Annotated in this window: 27 protein-coding genes; 15 read left to right on the forward strand and 12 right to left on the reverse strand. The window is 59.1% G+C overall.

Annotation, left to right across the window (positions count from 1 at the left end; all coding sequences use genetic code 11):
* Positions 1 to 88 precede the first annotated feature (88 nt).
* From AACG97_RS10260 to AACG97_RS10285, 6 genes are all read right to left on the reverse strand, one after another.
* Positions 89 to 310, reverse strand: a complete 222-nt coding sequence (locus tag AACG97_RS10260; protein WP_232555103.1) for a hypothetical protein — start codon at positions 308 to 310, stop codon at positions 89 to 91.
* Positions 307 to 522, reverse strand: coding sequence for a hypothetical protein (locus AACG97_RS10265; RefSeq protein WP_232555102.1), 216 nt, complete (start codon positions 520 to 522; stop codon positions 307 to 309). Before AACG97_RS10265 ends, AACG97_RS10260 begins: the two co-directional genes overlap by 4 nt.
* Positions 519 to 713 (reverse strand): hypothetical protein, encoded by a 195-nt coding sequence (locus AACG97_RS10270; RefSeq protein WP_232555101.1) that lies wholly within the window; start codon positions 711 to 713, stop codon positions 519 to 521. Before AACG97_RS10270 ends, AACG97_RS10265 begins: the two co-directional genes overlap by 4 nt.
* Positions 710 to 1,123: a hypothetical protein gene (locus tag AACG97_RS10275; protein WP_232555100.1), complete on the reverse strand. Its 414-nt coding sequence runs from the start codon at positions 1,121 to 1,123 to the stop codon at positions 710 to 712. The genes AACG97_RS10270 and AACG97_RS10275 overlap by 4 nt, the downstream gene beginning before the upstream one ends.
* A 20-nt stretch (positions 1,124 to 1,143) precedes the next feature.
* A complete protein-coding gene (locus AACG97_RS10280) occupies positions 1,144 to 1,365 on the reverse strand; it encodes a DUF551 domain-containing protein (protein WP_232555099.1) in 222 nt (73 codons plus the stop codon).
* Positions 1,366 to 2,063: 698 nt separating this feature from the next.
* Positions 2,064 to 2,207: a hypothetical protein gene (locus tag AACG97_RS10285; protein WP_232555098.1), complete on the reverse strand. Its 144-nt coding sequence runs from the start codon at positions 2,205 to 2,207 to the stop codon at positions 2,064 to 2,066.
* A gap of 190 nt (positions 2,208 to 2,397) precedes the next feature.
* On the opposite strand from AACG97_RS10285, the gene AACG97_RS10290 reads away from it, so the two are divergent.
* Positions 2,398 to 2,679, forward strand: coding sequence for a hypothetical protein (locus AACG97_RS10290; RefSeq protein ID WP_156858474.1), 282 nt, complete (start codon positions 2,398 to 2,400; stop codon positions 2,677 to 2,679).
* On the opposite strand, the gene AACG97_RS10295 is transcribed toward AACG97_RS10290, so the two are convergent.
* Complete coding sequence (locus AACG97_RS10295; RefSeq protein ID WP_232555097.1) at positions 2,640 to 3,056, reverse strand: hypothetical protein; 417 nt, start codon at positions 3,054 to 3,056, stop codon at positions 2,640 to 2,642. The genes AACG97_RS10290 and AACG97_RS10295 overlap by 40 nt on opposite strands.
* Positions 3,057 to 3,761: 705 nt before the next feature.
* Here AACG97_RS10295 and AACG97_RS10300 point away from each other — a divergent pair.
* Positions 3,762 to 4,076, forward strand: a complete 315-nt coding sequence (locus AACG97_RS10300; RefSeq protein WP_024086956.1) for a DUF1654 domain-containing protein — start codon at positions 3,762 to 3,764, stop codon at positions 4,074 to 4,076.
* A gap of 136 nt (positions 4,077 to 4,212) precedes the next feature.
* On the opposite strand, the gene AACG97_RS10305 is transcribed toward AACG97_RS10300, so the two are convergent.
* From AACG97_RS10305 to AACG97_RS10320, 4 genes are all read right to left on the reverse strand, one after another.
* Positions 4,213 to 4,908, reverse strand: coding sequence for a hypothetical protein (locus AACG97_RS10305; protein ID WP_054882089.1), 696 nt, complete (start codon positions 4,906 to 4,908; stop codon positions 4,213 to 4,215).
* On the reverse strand, positions 4,883 to 5,239 hold the full coding sequence (locus AACG97_RS10310; protein WP_024086958.1) for a hypothetical protein: 357 nt from the start codon (positions 5,237 to 5,239) through the stop codon (positions 4,883 to 4,885). The genes AACG97_RS10305 and AACG97_RS10310 overlap by 26 nt, the downstream gene beginning before the upstream one ends.
* 131 nt (positions 5,240 to 5,370) lie before the next feature.
* Positions 5,371 to 5,607: a hypothetical protein gene (locus AACG97_RS10315; protein WP_024086959.1), complete on the reverse strand. Its 237-nt coding sequence runs from the start codon at positions 5,605 to 5,607 to the stop codon at positions 5,371 to 5,373.
* Positions 5,608 to 5,609: 2 nt separating this feature from the next.
* Entirely contained in the window at positions 5,610 to 6,431 is an 822-nt protein-coding gene (locus AACG97_RS10320) for a S24 family peptidase (RefSeq protein WP_024086960.1), read from the reverse strand.
* Between the two features lie 90 nt (positions 6,432 to 6,521).
* Here AACG97_RS10320 and AACG97_RS10325 point away from each other — a divergent pair, with 90 nt between their 5' ends.
* Together AACG97_RS10325 and AACG97_RS10330 are read left to right on the forward strand one after the other, a co-directional pair.
* Positions 6,522 to 6,731, forward strand: a complete 210-nt coding sequence (locus AACG97_RS10325) for a hypothetical protein (RefSeq protein WP_024086961.1) — start codon at positions 6,522 to 6,524, stop codon at positions 6,729 to 6,731.
* Between the two features lie 30 nt (positions 6,732 to 6,761).
* Positions 6,762 to 6,968 (forward strand): hypothetical protein, encoded by a 207-nt coding sequence (locus tag AACG97_RS10330; protein WP_019751332.1) that lies wholly within the window; start codon positions 6,762 to 6,764, stop codon positions 6,966 to 6,968.
* Positions 6,969 to 7,295: 327 nt separating this feature from the next.
* Here the strand turns inward: AACG97_RS10330 and AACG97_RS10335 are convergent, their stop codons facing one another.
* On the reverse strand, positions 7,296 to 7,469 hold the full coding sequence (locus AACG97_RS10335) for a hypothetical protein (protein ID WP_338463502.1): 174 nt from the start codon (positions 7,467 to 7,469) through the stop codon (positions 7,296 to 7,298).
* Positions 7,470 to 7,509: 40 nt separating this feature from the next.
* Between AACG97_RS10335 and AACG97_RS10340 the strand changes: the two genes are divergently transcribed.
* Genes AACG97_RS10340 through AACG97_RS10390 form a run of 11 tightly spaced genes read left to right on the forward strand, consistent with a single transcriptional unit; the run spans position 7,510 to position 13,833 of the window.
* Complete coding sequence (locus AACG97_RS10340; protein WP_054882091.1) at positions 7,510 to 8,499, forward strand: replication protein; 990 nt, start codon at positions 7,510 to 7,512, stop codon at positions 8,497 to 8,499.
* The gene (gene dnaB, locus AACG97_RS10345; RefSeq protein WP_054882092.1) at positions 8,496 to 9,836 is read left to right on the forward strand and encodes a replicative DNA helicase; all 1,341 of its coding nucleotides are present in this window, start codon (positions 8,496 to 8,498) and stop codon (positions 9,834 to 9,836) included. The genes AACG97_RS10340 and dnaB overlap by 4 nt, the downstream gene beginning before the upstream one ends.
* A complete protein-coding gene (locus AACG97_RS10350; protein WP_054882093.1) occupies positions 9,836 to 10,477 on the forward strand; it encodes a hypothetical protein in 642 nt (213 codons plus the stop codon). The genes dnaB and AACG97_RS10350 overlap by 1 nt, the downstream gene beginning before the upstream one ends.
* A 58-nt stretch (positions 10,478 to 10,535) precedes the next feature.
* Positions 10,536 to 10,778 carry a hypothetical protein gene (locus AACG97_RS10355; RefSeq protein ID WP_015269578.1) on the forward strand — a complete coding sequence of 81 codons (243 nt, stop codon included), beginning with the start codon at positions 10,536 to 10,538 and terminating at the stop codon, positions 10,776 to 10,778.
* Positions 10,778 to 11,176, forward strand: coding sequence for a hypothetical protein (locus tag AACG97_RS10360; RefSeq protein WP_232555096.1), 399 nt, complete (start codon positions 10,778 to 10,780; stop codon positions 11,174 to 11,176). The genes AACG97_RS10355 and AACG97_RS10360 overlap by 1 nt, the downstream gene beginning before the upstream one ends.
* A complete protein-coding gene (locus AACG97_RS10365; RefSeq protein ID WP_232555095.1) occupies positions 11,169 to 11,639 on the forward strand; it encodes an HNH endonuclease in 471 nt (156 codons plus the stop codon). The genes AACG97_RS10360 and AACG97_RS10365 overlap by 8 nt, the downstream gene beginning before the upstream one ends.
* Entirely contained in the window at positions 11,636 to 12,106 is a 471-nt protein-coding gene (locus AACG97_RS10370) for a hypothetical protein (protein ID WP_232555094.1), read from the forward strand. The genes AACG97_RS10365 and AACG97_RS10370 overlap by 4 nt, the downstream gene beginning before the upstream one ends.
* Entirely contained in the window at positions 12,103 to 12,402 is a 300-nt protein-coding gene (locus tag AACG97_RS10375) for a response regulator transcription factor (protein ID WP_196133951.1), read from the forward strand. The genes AACG97_RS10370 and AACG97_RS10375 overlap by 4 nt, the downstream gene beginning before the upstream one ends.
* Entirely contained in the window at positions 12,393 to 12,995 is a 603-nt protein-coding gene (locus tag AACG97_RS10380) for a recombination protein NinG (RefSeq protein ID WP_232555093.1), read from the forward strand. Before AACG97_RS10375 ends, AACG97_RS10380 begins: the two co-directional genes overlap by 10 nt.
* A complete protein-coding gene (locus AACG97_RS10385; RefSeq protein WP_232555092.1) occupies positions 12,992 to 13,138 on the forward strand; it encodes a hypothetical protein in 147 nt (48 codons plus the stop codon). The genes AACG97_RS10380 and AACG97_RS10385 overlap by 4 nt, the downstream gene beginning before the upstream one ends.
* Positions 13,135 to 13,833, forward strand: a complete 699-nt coding sequence (locus AACG97_RS10390; protein WP_232555091.1) for a hypothetical protein — start codon at positions 13,135 to 13,137, stop codon at positions 13,831 to 13,833. Before AACG97_RS10385 ends, AACG97_RS10390 begins: the two co-directional genes overlap by 4 nt.
* The last annotated feature ends 324 nt before the right edge of the window (positions 13,834 to 14,157 follow it).

Here is a 14,157-nt window from a genome sequence, read left to right on the forward strand (position 1 = left end):
GAGCATGAAGACGGAGCATGCGAGGAGCATGGAGAAGGAGCCGCGCAGGATGTAAAGGCGCTTGGCTTTCTGGTAGCCGGTCATGGTTTCACCCCGGAAGGCTTGGCTTAGGGATGCGCTTGAAGTTTTGAACTGGCTGGAGCTTTGAGACGCCATACCAGTGGCACTGTGGGTTCTTCGCGATCGAACGCATGGAGGCAAGAATGCACTCTTTGTGCATTGGGCCTCGGAACCCACCGCCCAGATAATGGCGCAGCCGCTCATTGAACTTGATCAGGTCAAGGTTGCTGTGGAAGTAGCGTTCGCTCATGCCCGCACCTCATAGGCCAGGGTGCACATGCCGCACAGGTAGGCCCTGCCAGACCAAGCCGCAGGGTTCTCGATGTGTGCCAGGCGTGCTTGATTCATGGCGTCCGCCATGGTCAGGCCCTTGAATACCAGCAGGATGCGGTCATCTGGCAGGGCATGCGCAGCCTCGGCCACCTGGTCGTCGATGATCGACGGGAAAATAGGCGTGGTCATGCAACCTCCTTGCGCCCATCAACGATCTTGTTGAGGCGCCCGCAGTAGTGGTTGAACTCTTCGATGGTGATGCGTTGGTCGGCCAGCATTTCGGTGAGGAGCTTGAGGACCATGGCCTGCCAAGACAGTGGCGTCTCAGGGTAAGCCATGGCCTCAAGCTCTTCGTCGATCAGGACGTGAGGGCTTTTCATTGAGCCTCCTCGGCCTGAGCCAGAACCCCTTCCTTGGCGAAGGGGGTGAGCAGCTGGCGGGCGATCTCTTCAAGCGCTGCCTCGGGGTTAGCAACGCTCATGATCTCGTCGGCCGCTGCCTTTGCGTCGCCGGTGACCTTGGAGCGCGCCGCCAGAACCAGGCGGCCCAACACCGAGTTGCTGATGCCGTTCAGGCCCAGCTGGCCCATCACGAACTCATCCACCGCCTGGGCGAAGCGCTCATAGGTGACACCCTGCTTCGGGCGCATCCGACGCTGAAACACAACGTCCCGGCGAGCCATCAGCTCAGCGATGCCATCGTCGACCCACAGGCGCTCCGGCACATCGTCCGGGTGCTCGCCTGGAAGGCGGTTGTCGTACTCAAACTGTGCTGCTCGAAGTGCGCCCATGGTCGCCTCCAGGTGGTGGGTTACTCGGTGGGTGGGGTGAGGTGTGGCTGCCAGTGCGTTACGCGGTGCTCGAAGCACGAGCCATCGCAGTAGCGCCAGTCGATACCATTCCAGTAGAGGAAGCGGGCGCCGTTGAAGGCGCTCTGTGCTTTGCGTGCTGGTGTGTAGGCGATTACCCAAGCCTTGCCGCCACCCTTGGGCAGATGAGGCATGCGCTCAGAGCACTTGATCCAGCCGCTCATGCTGCCTCCGGCCAGTGGCGATTGATGCTCTCTTTGGCGTAAGGGGAAAGGCGCTGGAAGCTGTTCACTCCGCCGCATCCGGGCATGGTCCCTTCCAGTTCAACGCAGGCCTTGACGTCACAGCGCCGGGAGCAGACCCAGCCGCCGTAATGGCAGCGATGTACTTCGCCTTTCGGCTCGGGGTGATAGGCCAGGCCTCCTTTCCAAGAAGGCGACCCGCGCAACTTTAGGCCGCAGCCCCGGCATACGGCCTGGGTTTCGGTGCATTCATGCATGTGGTGATCCTCTGGACCGCATTGGCCAGGAGCCAGGCACGGGTGACCAAACCCACCGTGAAAGGTGGCCTGGCGCCTGCCGATGCGGTCGTTTTGAAGGGAAGGGGTGCAGGCGGTGAGCGCTACCTCACATGCATCTGGTCTGGCCGGGTAGGCCCCGGATTCGCCTGCGTGTACGTCGATTAATGTTTACTGCGATGAGCCTTAAGTTGCATAAGGCTCACGTTGATGCGCTTTAAATCGATGAAAACTGCATCGGTGATCCACATTCCGGGGCAAACCGGGTGACCGGACGCCTCACCAAAGGGCGAGACGCTACCCAGACTCACAATTCGCGGCGATCAACTCGCGTTCAATGTGGATCACCGATGCAGCCTGCGATGGGGAGCAGGGCATCGGGCCGTCTTTCCGGCTGTCAGGGAATCAGTGGAAGACGACAGCTACGAAAGGCGCCCCATCCCAGGTTTCGATCAGAGGTCGATAGTCGCAACCCTGCATCATCGCCACCGGCATCAGCACCACATCACCCATCATGGGCACTCGCACGCTAACCAGTACTTTGCGCATCGTTTTGCCCTCCAGGGCGGTTGATTCAGTGGATTCCCCCTGATGCGCCCCGCTTGAGGCGCACCGGGGAATCGTCTGCGACGTTGTGAGTGCCTGTTTTTGCAGGGGCAGGCTCCCTGTTTCCTCGCTTTCCACAGTCGAGGGAAAACCCTATGCTCCGATCTCCACAGTCGAGATAAGGAACATCGGAATGCCGGACTACATGGTTAGGGTTGAGATATTCAAAGCCGAAAGCGATGAATACTCGGATATGCACAAGGCGCTTGAGGCGCTTGGCTTGAAAAGGACAGTCCCAGGCGACAATGGGCTATGCAAAATGCCGCCAGGCACTTATTTCGGCACAAGCGGCCTCAGCACCTACGACTTGAGGCAGAAGGTTAAAGCCATCGCGGCCCCGTTCTCCTACCCTGCTGATCCCTCGGTATTTGTTTCTCAGTCGAGCGACTGGTCTGGCTGGCTGCGCCCGGCTTGATCGGACCCGCAGCCTGAGAACTGCCTGCCCTTGGGCATCTCGCTTACCCAGTAAGCCAGGTGATTCGAAGCGATGGCGAAGGCCTCATCGAAGCTCACGCTTTCGTCCGTCGCGATCTCCTGAATGATCTGTCGAAACCGTTCAATTTGCTGGGCGCTTAGGCCTTCCACCTTGACGGGAGTTACGCTTCCGCCAAGGGCGATGGCGTAGATATCAACCGGCTCACTGCCCCAAATCATCCTGGCCGTATCGACCGAAACCGGGACGACAATCAGGCCATCCCGCAACGCCTCCATCACGTTATGGGCATCCGCCTCGCCAACGGCGCAGCAGCGTTTCCGTGCCGGGTCGATCCCGGCGTATGCATCAACACTCATGTTGTGACTCCCGTGTGATTTCCCTGATGCCCCTCGCAAGAAGGGCATCGAGGAAACCTGCCGCGACCCGCTACTGGCGTCGGTCGCTGGCTCAAATCGAATGTGCCCGGCCTCGCTACTGGCGACAGGCCGGGGTATTGCGTCAGCGATGTCATAGCCATTTTCCCGCCGCTGATTGCAGGGCTGGCCGTTCGTCGTCGGTGTGGGCTTCGAGCTTCCTCCTCATGGCGGCAATCAGTGCCTGTTCGCCATGGATCGCAGGTCCTTACAACATGCACGCTGCAGCTCTGGTGCCCTGATTTGATGGGGCAGGGTGCATGAGGTCCGGCGCCCATCTGTGCCGAAGCTCAGGGCGCTAATTCAAAAATTCGTGTTGCCGCTCCCGCTTACCGAGGTCGATACGGCCAATCCCAGGGAGCCGCATGGCTATGTGGATTCGCTAACGCCTTTCCCGGCAGGAGCTTGAATCGGTTGAGTTGTGTAAAGAGCGGTTAGGCTTGAGGGCCTCGGCAGTCCCTGGTGAGTGACTGCTTGAGGTCAATTTAGAAAACTAAACAGAGCCCGTCAAGAATAATTTTAGAAATCTAAACAGGCGAGACGGACGGAAGCCACTGCAACGGGCGCAATGTCAAGACTTCCGGCTCTATAGGAGATCGGCTAATCTTGCGTAGAACCTGTATGGACATACAGTTATTGGAGTGTCAGATGGCAAAGTCCCAGAAGCAGCAGGAGAGAGCGATTATGTCGGGCGTGGAGCGCCTTGGTCTTCGGGTGTCATCGATGATCAACCACCCGATCGCGCAGCAGCAGCGATGGGTAGTGATTCACCGCCTGGACACCGACGGTGACCGGGAGTGGGAAGAGGTGATGGGGGTTCTCAAGGAAACTGACGGGATAGAAATGGAGTTCAACGAGGAGGATGCCTCGGTCACGCTGCGTTGGGAGGCATTCTCCGAGGACGACCCCCAGGCAGAGACTCATGATGAATTTGTTGCGATCGAGGAGGAGGCGCCTTTCTGAAGCCAAAAGAAAAGCCCGCACTGCTATGCGGGCTAACGTAGGGAAATCGGATGAGCCTTCACTGTGCAGGGTAGGGCGTGAAAAAAGCGTGAAGGCATGAAAAAGCCCGCCGAGGCGGGCTTATCAGATAGTAATGTCAACTCTGACCTGGGCGACTTTTGAGCTGGGCTGCACGGATCTCATCAAGAATTCGACGATTTGCCTCAGTCTGGTCCTGGGCCTGCTTGATGAGGGCATCAATCCGCTGCTGGTTTACTAAAGCCTCTTTCCCGCCGTCAAAGAACGCCTTACCACCACCAAAAATGGTGGCATTGGCGCCCATAATGCCCAGGACGATGGCTACGCCGATACCAGCCATCCAGAACCGCAGTTCTTTATTGGCTTGTTTCACTTGACCAAATTCGGCTTCGGCACGCTCTACAGCCGCAAGCGTGGCGGCCACCGACTTGTCATTGGACTCCAGGTGCGCTGCTACGGCCTGTTTATAGGCAATCGCTTCCCGCCGAGAAGATTGATCTCGCAATCTCATTTCTCTTCGGAATTCATCAGCAAGACGATCGATCCGGCGCTCCATCCTCTGCTCGATGCTTGCAAGATCTTCCTTCACCGCGTGATCCTCTGCTTCATCAGGCCCAGTATGTACGCTAACCAATGGTTTGTCTTCAGCATTGGCAGGCTCCACCAGTACAGTAGTTTGTGACGATGTGCCGCTTTTCAAGACCATATTGGCTGATGGTATGCCAAGGGCGTAGGCGACCAGATCCTGATTTGTTTTGCTCTTGGCGACTGGTATGACCAAGCTTAGGTTAGGGTTTAGCGACTGCGGCTGCATTTGCCTGGGCTGCCTCTACTTGTTCCACGGATTGTAGAAGAGCCATAGCGAACCCTTTGGCAGCCTTCAATGGCATCACGGCTTGCATCATTTGAACCCGATAGTGGTCAACGTTCTGGGGCTCAACAGTGAGGATAAGCTCGCCAGGATTGTTACCAGCTACGAACACTTCCTCCTTAACGTCCATGCAGTCCCGGGAAAAAGTAATAGAAACCTGAGCGCCGCCATCGTTGGTTTGCATCATAATTACGTGCGTCTGATCAACGACCTCACTTACAAAGGTCTCCGATTTCCGGTGCTGCAGACGTACGCCTGGTGCTGGCTCTTGCATTGTTAAACACTCCGTTGAATATCTCTTTCTAGCTATCCTGACGCGCCCCAGATGCCGCGGCAGCTTAGGTCAATCTTGCAATCTGATCACACCAGGTGCGCATTCCACACCAGCAGCACCCAGCCCTGCGATTACGCTTGCTCCCTGAGGATAAGTCCCGCCTTCACCTCATCCCCATACCCCACCAACCGATCCTCCCCGTTCTGCATCACCTGGCAGATCCTGATCACTGCTTGGGCGTCGTGCTCGTTTCCGGCCAGGCTCAGTCGTTCGGCTATGCGCATCAGCTCGACCGCTGACCATTTGAGGTCAGAAGCCAAGCCCTGGAGGTCGCGGCGAAGGTCTTGGTTGGGCTTGGTTAGGGGCATGGCTACGCCTTCTTTGCGTTCCAGATCAGCAGCACCTTAGCGTGCACCGTAACGTCATCGATCCGCGCTGTCTGGTTCTCGTAGTGCTTGTTGTCCGATATCAGGCGGAAGTGGTCCTCATCAAGGCGCATCAGGCGCTTGATGTACAGCTCTTGATGCCAGGTGATCACGTAGATACCTTCGCCGATGAACTCGTTGATCCCGCGATCGACAATGACCAGGTCCTTGTCGTTGATCGTGCCTTCCATGCTCTGGCCCCAGCCGGTGATCATCGCCAGTGCCGAGGGAGCGGTATAGGTCACGCCTTTCTCGCGCAGGATCTCCTCGCGCACCACCAGGTTGCGTACCGCCTCGTTGTAGTCGGCCGGCACCTGGCCATGGCCCATCGCTGCCCGAACGTCGTACTGGGGGATGAGAATCTCCTCCTGCGTCGGCTTCAGGCTTGAGTAGGCAGAAGGCAGGTACTCCTGGCCATGGTCCGGGCTGTCAGCCTCAGCCGCGGCGGCCATCATCACCTCGCGTGCCTTTTCGGAGAGGTTCTTCCCGGCCTTGGAGGCCAGCATCTGCGCAACCAGCTCTGCAGTAGTCGACGCAGCACCGGCAGATGAGAACTGATCAGTAGCCTGGCCAGTGCCGTCCGACAGCCATTCGGCTGAGCACTCAAGTGCTTTCGCCAAGGCGAGTAGGTTCTTGCCCTTGGCGCCGTTCGTTCCGTTGATCCAGAAGCTCACGGTTCCCTTGGACACGCCAGTCAGTTTGACGAGGTCGGTGGAGCTGAGATTTAGCTCCTTCATGCGCGCTACGACGCGGTCTTTGAATTCCATATTAAGGATTCTAAACACTTCATTGTTTAGATAACTTGCCTTGTGTGGTTTAGAACTCTAAACTCGGTGGCAGACATCGGAGAAACACCCATGACCTACGACGAAGCCCTGAAATTTTTCGGCACCGGCCGCGCAATCGGAGACGCCCTTGGCGTTACCGGCAGCCGCGTTTCTCAGTGCCGTACGACAGGCGGGTTCTCCTACCCAATGCAATGCGTTTTGGAAAAGGAGTCGAGCGGGGCGCTGATCGCGAAACGTGAGGACGACCCGGCCAACTCGCTCAAGAAATCCGCCGCATAACCAATTCCAACCGCAAGGAGCAGTAACCCTATGGGATTCAAAGACCCCCTGACGCAGCGCCGCGACTTGGCCAGAAAGGTTCGCTTGTACCCGCTGCTTGATCGGCAGCTTCAGCGAGCTGCCCACAAGGCTCGCCGCGAGTACGCAACCTACCTGTTCGAGATGCTTGAGTGGGCCGCAGTGAATGGCGGCATCGAAGCCCTCATGCCTGACGACTTGAAGGATATCGCGGGCTAGAGGCCCTCAGGAGGGCACGATGGAATTTTGTGAAGAGAACGTGCCGCCAGAGACCAGAGCCAAGATTCATCGCCTCATGGAAGCCAGGGGCTGGACGTTTGAGGAGGCCGTGAATGAGGTCTTGCTCGAAGCAATTACGTCCGGCGCAACGGTATTCGTAGGAAGGAGAAAGGCCCCGGTTCTGGAGCTGGTGGGACTGAAGAGGCCCTCTACCGGATAGGTGAGGCCCTCACATAGGGACTGAAGAGACCCTCAAATGGCAGGCACAAAAAAACCACCGGGCAGGGTGGCTTCTTGTACTGCATTCGTAACGCTTGTGTGAGGTCATCATATATGCACCAGACCATCCAAAGCAATACCTTGGCCCTCGCGCCACAAAATGCGAAGCACGATTTTGTGGCGCGCAATCATTTCGAGCAGGCCTTGAGTGCCGCTCGCCAGGTCCGAGCCCAGTACTCGCGACAATCCAAACGACAGCTCGTCCGTGAATGCCTGCATCACCTGCATGCGTTCCTGGCTGCCCCTCGCCATGGAGCAGCCCATGAGTAACGTCTTCACCTTCAAATCAGCCGGGGGCTTTACCCGGATGGACAATCAGCTGATGGACGCTCTGGCAGCGGTTCACCTGTCGCCAGCTGAGTTCAAGACACTGCACGCGATTGCTCGCCTGGTGATCGGCTACAACCTGACGGAGCGCCGCATTACTGCCGACGAAGTTGCCAAGATGACCAACATCCTGCCTGCGCACGTTTCGCGTGCGATCAGCAGCCTGCTGGCCCGTCGAGTGCTGTACCGGGTTGGTGGTAGCCGTGGCGAAATCGGCATCTGCTCGCCTTCTGAGTGGGTGTACCAAGAGCCGAAAAAAGAGCAATCGACTCAACCAAAATCAGTCGAAACTACCAAAAGTGGTAATTCCGATAACGTAACGAAACTACCAATTTCCGACGACTCCCTTCTTTATACGAAAGAAAAACCCCTAGTAACTGTTCCTACGGAACAGATTACTGCCCCCCAGGGGGCGGAACCCGCTCCATCGGAAGCCAAGCTGGTTGTGTTCACTGGCGAAGATTTCGAAGTGGACGCCACCCTGATCACCAAGTGGGCAGAGGCCTATGCACCGATCGACGTCGAAGCGGAGATCAAGCGTGCGGCAGCCTGGGCCAGCGGCAGCAAGCCGAAGAAGGACTGGCGCCGCTTCCTGGTCAACTGGCTGGGTCGTGCGTTCAAGCGAAGCCCGAACGGTGCCAGCGAGACCGGTGTTCCGGTGGACAAGATCATCGACCTGTACCACAAGGTCTGCCCGAACCTGCCAGCCGTGACCGTGAAGAGCGACAAGGTTCTGCGCAGCATGATCGCCGAGCGATGGAACGAGTCGCCTGATCACCAGAGCGGGCAGGGCTTCTGGCTTGGCTTCTTTCAGAAGGCCAACAACCGCAACCAGGTGTTTTTCCGTGGCCAGAACGTCCAGCCGCGCCTTGAGGCTCTGGTCAGCCGCGCAGTGTTCCGCGAGATTTCGGAGGCTGCGCAATGATCGAACTTCACAGCCTTGAGGCCGAGCACGGCGTGCTTGGAGCAATGCTCCGCCAGCCCCACCTGATCGACGTGATTTCCGATGAGCTGGCTGCCGATGCATTCGCATGGGATGACAACGCCGATCTGTACCGCCTGATTCTGGAGCTTCACGCTGACGGCAACCCTGTTGATGTGATCACCCTCAGTGATCGTCGCGCAGAACTGCCCAGCGGCACCCGGACGCTGGCCTACGCAGGGGAGATACAGGCAAACACGCCAAGCGTGGCCAACGCCAAGCACTACGCACAGATCATCCGTGAGCGCGCCATCTGCCGTCAGTTGTCGGCTGCTGCGGAGCGAATCCACGAAGTGGCGCATGAGCAGGCTGGTATCGAGGACAAGATTTCCCTGGCCCAGTCCATCGTGCTTGGGCTGGATGCGTCGGGTAACGACGGCGAGTGCCAGATGATCGGCGACATCATGGCCGAGCACGTTGAGGTGCTGCAGGAGCGCCTGGATCGCTTCCAGAAAGGTGTCGTCATGGATGGGCTTGGGACTGGTATTCCAGACCTGGACAAGTTCACCCAAGGCCTGAAGTCGGGGCAGATGATCGTTGTTGCCGGTAGGCCAGCCATGGGTAAGACAACCCTGGCTATGAACGTTGCCGCCGACGTAGCCATCAACCAGAAGAAGCCAGTTCTGGTGGTCAGCTTGGAGATGACCAAGACCCAGCTCACAGACCGGCTTCTGGCGGCTGTCGGCGGAATTCCTCTGCCTTCGCTGAAAACCGGGGAGTGCGCTGCTGACCATGGGCCTGAACTCGCCGCGGCAACGCTGAGGCTGCGGGATGCGCCGATCTGCGTTTCGGACGTTCCAGTCATGACCATTTCCCGAATTCGCGCTGTTGGTCGGCGCCAGGCGCACCGCTTTGGCGGGCTAGGCCTGATCGTCATTGATTACCTGGGCCTGGTTGAGGGCGAGGGCAAGGGCCGAACCGAGGATGTAACGGCTATGTCGCGCCAGATCAAGCTGTTAGCGCGTGAGTTGGATTGTCCGGTGATCGTCCTTTCCCAGCTCAATCGCGGATGCGAGAGCCGCCCTGACAAGCGTCCGGTGCTTAGCGACCTGCGCGAATCCGGGGCCATCGAGCAGGACGCCGACATCGTGATGTTCGTGTATCGCGATGAGGTGTACCACCCGAACACCCAGGACAAGGGCATCGGGGAAATCCTGATCCGCAAGAACCGCGACGGGGAGATCGGCACTGTGGCCACCGCATTCCAGGGTGACAGGTCCCGATTCATGCCTCTGGCCAGTCGCGCCAAGCAGGAAAATGTCGTGAAGGTGAATTTCTGATGAGAGAGCGCAGAGCGATCTACCACCACAACGGCTACCGCCTTCGTTCCTACACCGAGCTGCTCTGGGCTCGTGTGCTTGAGGCTGCCGAGATTTTCTACCTGTACGAGCCTGATTTGGTTCGGGTCGACGACGGGTATTACTTGCCTGATTTCTGGCTGCCGAATGTGGGCATCTACCTCGAGGTGAAGGGGAAAGATCCGACCGATATCGAGATCCAGAAGGCCGACGCTGTCATGGCGAGGACTGGCCGAGAGGTCGCGTTTCTAGTGGGCCGGCCTGAGTCGGACGATCAGGGCCTCATGAACTGCGGAATGCTGGTTCGGGGCGCCGCTGGTTGGTCCTACGGCATTTCTCCAAATGATCTCCATTGCCTGGTCAAGGACCATGTCGGCCACTCCATGTGGTCACGAATCAACCTTGCCGCCAAGGGCGACATCATGGATAGCGTCCGGCCTATTGGCGACATCCTTGAGGAGTTGTTCCTTGGCCTGGCCGACCGATCCGACATGGAGCAGTGCCTGCGCGAGACACATGCGCCAGTGAATTCCGAGCGCATGGCTGCACTTCCAGCGCCGAGCGTTTGCGAGCGGGCCATCAAGTGGTTCCTGGATCGCCAGCAGTTCCGAGGTGCCGCATGAACCAGTTCGCCAAGTTGAACATCAAGCGCGCCGGGCAGCCGGCCGGGGAGGGGGTGTGATGTGTACCTGGGCTGAAACCGAAAAACTCGACGGCTCCGGCGACGTGGTCACGAGCGTTTACGAACTGGCTCGCTCCTTTGGCTGCCAGCCCTCCGATCTGGTGAGCCTTTCCGGCCGGGCGCTGGATGAGGATGAGTGCCTGTGCGATCTGGACGAGGCCGCCACAGGCAAGAAGCTGGGCTACGCCGTTTCGTACCCGGACGAGCGATTTGACGTGCTGTTCACGCAGGAGGCGCACTGATGGACACCAACAAGATGCGCGAGCAGTTCGAGGCGGCGTTCGTGGAGCGGCAGGTGGGCGCCTTTGGCGAAGACTACCGATCCACAGCTCAGCACATGCTCAAGCGTGAAGGCGACTTTGATGAGCCTCCCACCGCCTACAAGCTGCACTGCCGCAATCGCGGCATGTACGACACGTACTGGGTAGAGATGGCTTGGTGGGCCTGGCAGGCCTCCCGCGAGGCCGTGGTGGTGGAGCTTCCTACGGCCTGTGCTTACGAGGGGCTGACTGAGCACTTGGGTTGCGTGATCGAGCTCACGTACGAGAGGCCAGAGCACGACCCTGTGGGGCTGGCTCGCATTCCTGATGTGCGCTCAGTTATCGAGGCCCACGGCCTGAAGGTGGCCGGCCATGATTGAAAATCTTCGGCTCGACCAGGAAACCGGATTTTTGTACTGGACTGGAGGCGCAAGGAAAGGTCGCCGTGCCGGATCTGTAGACAAGTATGGCTATAGACAAATCGGTCTGGGCGGGAAAGTCCTTCGTGAGCACCGAGTTGTGTGGAGGCTTGCTTACGGGGCGTGGCCTGTCGGGACGATCGACCACATCAACGGCATCAAACACGACAACCGGCCTTCGAATCTGCGTGAAGTCTCCCAGCGTGAGCAGATGCTCAACAGATTTGAGCAGTCGACGAACACCAGTGGGTTTACCGGGGTTACTCGTCACAAGAAAACCGGTAAGTGGCAGGCCGGCATTCAGGTCGACGGCCGACACCATCACCTTGGGCTTTTCGATGACCCAGAAGCCGCGGCAGCTGCGAGGAAAGACGCTGAGAATCGCCTTGGCTTCCACAAAAACCACGGGAGAGCGCGGCCATGACCGAGAAAATCTCCGTCAACTCCCAGGCCAAGCTCTCCGAGGCCGTGACCATGCTCACCCGCATGTTCCGCGACAAGAAGTTCGTCGTGGTCAGCATGCGCCCGGGCAAGGACCGCACCCTGGACCAGAACGCGTTGTGGTTCGCGTTCTACAAGCGCATCGCGGAGATGACCCAGATCGGCGATGCGGCCGACGCCCGGCGCTACTGCAAGCTGCACATCGGTGTGCAGATCCTGCTGAACGAAGACGCCGAGTTCCAGCAGGCCTGGTACCGGGTCATGCGCCACCTGACCTATGAGGAGAAACTGGCGGCCATGGGTGGATGCAAGCTCTTCGGACCTGACGGAATGCCTGTGACCAGCCTGTTCAACCGCGCCCAGGGCGTGGCCTACACCGACCGCATCCTGGCCGAGTTCACGGCCAAGGGCGTGTTCTTCGGCGACTTGGTGGGCGAGGTGGCGGCATGAAGAGCCAGGAAGCAAACCTCAAGCGGAACAAGGATCAAGGCGTTTTCGCGGCGCCGGGCTGGCGGGGGCTGTATGGCCATGGCCTAACTCGGCGTGGTGTGCAGTGTGTGGTTCTCGCTGCATCAGGGAAGAGTGGTAAGCAGATCGCTCGCGAGCTCGGCATTTCGCCGGGCACGGTAACTAGCAGGATGGCTGATGCCCGCCTGCACTTGAAGGCATCCAACCGCACCGAACTTGTCGCCAAGGCAGTTGCAGCAGGGATTATCTACTCATCGGAGGCCGAGCCATGCGCGTAGCCGAGATCAAGCCGAAGAAGTGCAAGGCGCCAGGCTGCGGTCAGCGCTTCAAGCCCATGCTTTCGACGCAGAAGGTATGCAGCCCGGCATGCGCTTTGGCCATGGCCAAAGACCCTAAGCTCCAGAAGGTCGCGGCCAAGGCCATCACCAAGCAGGCCCGGGAAGACCTCAAGGAGCGCCGGGAGAAGCTGAAGACGCGCCGCGAGCACTTGTCCGAGGCCCAGACGGCGTTCAATGCGTACATCCGCGAGCGTGACGCCGGCCTGCCGTGCATCAGCTGCGACTCGCTGCCGAGCGATCACGACCTCATCACCGGCAGCCGCTGGGACGCCGGGCATTACCGGTCGGTGGGAGCCTGCCCGGAGCTGCGCTTCGAGCCGTTGAACGTCCACCGCCAGTGTGTCAAGTGCAACCGGAACCTGTCGGGGAATGCCGTCGAGTACCGCATCCGCCTGGTGAAGCGCATCGGCGTCGACCAAGTTGAATGGCTCGAAGGGCCTCATAAGCCCCAGCGCCTGACCATCGAAGACCTGCAGGCCATCAAGGCCCTGTACAGGCAGAAGCTCAAAGACCTGAGGAGGGCTGCAGCATGACACCAGCATGGGGATTCCTGATTTTGGCCACCCTCATGGTGGTGGGTGGTGTGGCGTTGTCCTGGGCGGGCGCAGTGCGCCGCAAGCGCAACTACGAAGAATTCATTTTGAGCAAGGCCAAGCGGGCAGGGGGTGGGCAATGAACTATCAGAACGTGGTATCGGCAGTGGTTCGCGCTCTGGCGGCTGAGACAATCAACAGCGCGGGCGGGCGCAACGTTGAACCGCGGGTTCAGACCAGCAAGCTCAAGGGCGAGATCTCTGGCAAGGACGCCGCTCTGCTGGCTGACTGCATCGTACACAAGCTGCTGCATGCCCAGCTCAGCCCGCGACACTGGAATGCACTGGTGGCCAAGTACAGCACCCACCGTGGGCGCAAGATTGATTCAATCGGCCGCCTGGTTTCCGTGGTGCCTACTCCGGCACCTAAGCTATTCACCCAACAGGCGGTGCTGGTTTGGGCTGTGCCGGAGCAGAAGAAAGGCGTGCAACGTGTTGCGACACAGGCCAGACCGGTCAAGCCACTGGAATCCGCCGAGGACTGCGGCTGCAAGGATGGTTGCAAGCTGGAGTGGCGTAACCGTGCGGCTCGTCAGGCGGTGGAACGGGCCAATGCTCACGCCAGAGCTGTTGCTGAGCAGCGATCTGGCGAAATGATCGTGCTCGCCGAATCGAACTACGACATGACCAACTGGGATTCCCAGGGTCTGACCGAGCGCACTTACCAGCGCTGGAACAAGGCCATCAAGGATTCCCTGGAGTCGATGGTCAACGAAGCGCTGGTGGAGGCACAGCACATGCTAGAGGCGGTTGGGGTGCTTTCCGGCGAGGCGGCGTAAAAGGCCCTCAAAAGGGCTTGCAATATCATGTCGCCATGTCGTAAATTTGATCCATCCTGTCATTCCTGCGCGTGTTGAGGAGTGACCACAAAAGCCCGGCCATTGAGCTGGGCTTTTTTGTGCGCGCAAAACGCAACTGCAGCCAGGGCAGGCCCTCACGGGACAGCCTGGACACTGCTAGCCGGTAGTGTGGTGATACGGAAAAACACCGGCAGCCCGCGCATCCATTCCCTCACTGTGCTGATGGATGGCGCGAGACTTGACCGGCGAGACTGGTGCATCAGGGTGCCAGCGCTGGAATGGCCTTCGGCAGACAGGTGGGGA

It is taken from the genome of Pseudomonas sp. Nvir (genome assembly GCF_963778085.1).
Lineage (GTDB): Bacteria > Pseudomonadota > Gammaproteobacteria > Pseudomonadales > Pseudomonadaceae > Aquipseudomonas > Aquipseudomonas juntendi.

Excerpts from the sequence above, each read along its gene's own strand:
- AACG97_RS10260 (WP_232555103.1), bottom strand. The coding sequence starts at position 310 with ATGAGCGAACGCTACTTCCACAGCAACCTTGACCTGATCAAGTTCAAT.
- AACG97_RS10265 (WP_232555102.1), bottom strand. The coding sequence starts at position 522 with ATGACCACGCCTATTTTCCCGTCGATCATCGACGACCAGGTGGCCGAG.
- AACG97_RS10270 (WP_232555101.1), bottom strand. The coding sequence starts at position 713 with ATGAAAAGCCCTCACGTCCTGATCGACGAAGAGCTTGAGGCCATGGCT.
- AACG97_RS10275 (WP_232555100.1), bottom strand. The coding sequence starts at position 1,123 with ATGGGCGCACTTCGAGCAGCACAGTTTGAGTACGACAACCGCCTTCCA.
- AACG97_RS10280 (WP_232555099.1), bottom strand. The coding sequence starts at position 1,365 with ATGAGCGGCTGGATCAAGTGCTCTGAGCGCATGCCTCATCTGCCCAAG.
- AACG97_RS10285 (WP_232555098.1), bottom strand. The coding sequence starts at position 2,207 with ATGCGCAAAGTACTGGTTAGCGTGCGAGTGCCCATGATGGGTGATGTG.
- AACG97_RS10290 (WP_156858474.1), top strand. The coding sequence starts at position 2,398 with ATGCCGGACTACATGGTTAGGGTTGAGATATTCAAAGCCGAAAGCGAT.
- AACG97_RS10295 (WP_232555097.1), bottom strand. The coding sequence starts at position 3,056 with ATGAGTGTTGATGCATACGCCGGGATCGACCCGGCACGGAAACGCTGC.
- AACG97_RS10300 (WP_024086956.1), top strand. The coding sequence starts at position 3,762 with ATGGCAAAGTCCCAGAAGCAGCAGGAGAGAGCGATTATGTCGGGCGTG.
- AACG97_RS10305 (WP_054882089.1), bottom strand. The coding sequence starts at position 4,908 with ATGCAGCCGCAGTCGCTAAACCCTAACCTAAGCTTGGTCATACCAGTC.
- AACG97_RS10310 (WP_024086958.1), bottom strand. The coding sequence starts at position 5,239 with ATGCAAGAGCCAGCACCAGGCGTACGTCTGCAGCACCGGAAATCGGAG.
- AACG97_RS10315 (WP_024086959.1), bottom strand. The coding sequence starts at position 5,607 with ATGCCCCTAACCAAGCCCAACCAAGACCTTCGCCGCGACCTCCAGGGC.
- AACG97_RS10320 (WP_024086960.1), bottom strand. The coding sequence starts at position 6,431 with ATGGAATTCAAAGACCGCGTCGTAGCGCGCATGAAGGAGCTAAATCTC.
- AACG97_RS10325 (WP_024086961.1), top strand. The coding sequence starts at position 6,522 with ATGACCTACGACGAAGCCCTGAAATTTTTCGGCACCGGCCGCGCAATC.
- AACG97_RS10330 (WP_019751332.1), top strand. The coding sequence starts at position 6,762 with ATGGGATTCAAAGACCCCCTGACGCAGCGCCGCGACTTGGCCAGAAAG.
- AACG97_RS10340 (WP_054882091.1), top strand. The coding sequence starts at position 7,510 with ATGAGTAACGTCTTCACCTTCAAATCAGCCGGGGGCTTTACCCGGATG.
- dnaB (WP_054882092.1), top strand. The coding sequence starts at position 8,496 with ATGATCGAACTTCACAGCCTTGAGGCCGAGCACGGCGTGCTTGGAGCA.
- AACG97_RS10350 (WP_054882093.1), top strand. The coding sequence starts at position 9,836 with ATGAGAGAGCGCAGAGCGATCTACCACCACAACGGCTACCGCCTTCGT.
- AACG97_RS10355 (WP_015269578.1), top strand. The coding sequence starts at position 10,536 with ATGTGTACCTGGGCTGAAACCGAAAAACTCGACGGCTCCGGCGACGTG.
- AACG97_RS10360 (WP_232555096.1), top strand. The coding sequence starts at position 10,778 with ATGGACACCAACAAGATGCGCGAGCAGTTCGAGGCGGCGTTCGTGGAG.
- AACG97_RS10365 (WP_232555095.1), top strand. The coding sequence starts at position 11,169 with ATGATTGAAAATCTTCGGCTCGACCAGGAAACCGGATTTTTGTACTGG.
- AACG97_RS10370 (WP_232555094.1), top strand. The coding sequence starts at position 11,636 with ATGACCGAGAAAATCTCCGTCAACTCCCAGGCCAAGCTCTCCGAGGCC.
- AACG97_RS10375 (WP_196133951.1), top strand. The coding sequence starts at position 12,103 with ATGAAGAGCCAGGAAGCAAACCTCAAGCGGAACAAGGATCAAGGCGTT.
- AACG97_RS10380 (WP_232555093.1), top strand. The coding sequence starts at position 12,393 with ATGCGCGTAGCCGAGATCAAGCCGAAGAAGTGCAAGGCGCCAGGCTGC.
- AACG97_RS10385 (WP_232555092.1), top strand. The coding sequence starts at position 12,992 with ATGACACCAGCATGGGGATTCCTGATTTTGGCCACCCTCATGGTGGTG.
- AACG97_RS10390 (WP_232555091.1), top strand. The coding sequence starts at position 13,135 with ATGAACTATCAGAACGTGGTATCGGCAGTGGTTCGCGCTCTGGCGGCT.